This is a genomic window from Vibrio sp. 1288 (assembly GCF_033344475.1).
The window spans coordinates 1-570 of sequence record NZ_JAWPOX010000903.1; the positions used below are offsets into that span (position 1 = coordinate 1).

General features: G+C 46.5%; 1 pseudogene. It reads left to right on the forward strand.

Annotated features, from left to right (window positions below):
- Positions 1-570 (forward strand): annotated as a pseudogene (locus R8O11_RS30000) (glucose-6-phosphate dehydrogenase); the annotation flags it as partial.

A 570-nucleotide genomic window follows, 5' to 3' on the forward strand; every position in this document is an offset into this window, starting at 1 on the left:
CAATGCGTGATGAAGTGGTGAAAGTGCTTCAATGCCTAAAACCACTGGATGAAACAGCATTACGTAACGATCTTGTACTTGGTCAGTACACTGCATCAGACGTGCGCGGCCAACACCTTCCAGGTTACCGTGAAGAAAATGGCGTAGCGGACGATTCTCGTACTGAGACGTACATTGGTCTAAAAGCTTACATCAACAACTGGCGTTGGAATGGTGTACCTTTCTATGTTCGCACTGGCAAGCGTCTTCCGACTCGCGTTACTGAAGTGGTTATTCACTTTAAACAAACACCGCACCCAGTGTTTGGCCAAAATGCGCCGGAAAACAAACTGATCATTCGTATTCAGCCAGACGAAGGCATTCAGATGAGCTTTGGTTTGAAAGAACCAGGCGCAGGCTTTAAAGCGAAGGAAGTGAAAATGAACTTCCACTACGCAGACCTGCAAGAGACTCAAATGCTAACTGCGTACGAGCGTCTTCTACTTGATGCTTTAAATGGCGATGCGACGCTATTTGCACGTAGTGATGCAGTTGAAGCATGTTGGCAGTACGTTCAGCCAATTTTAGACT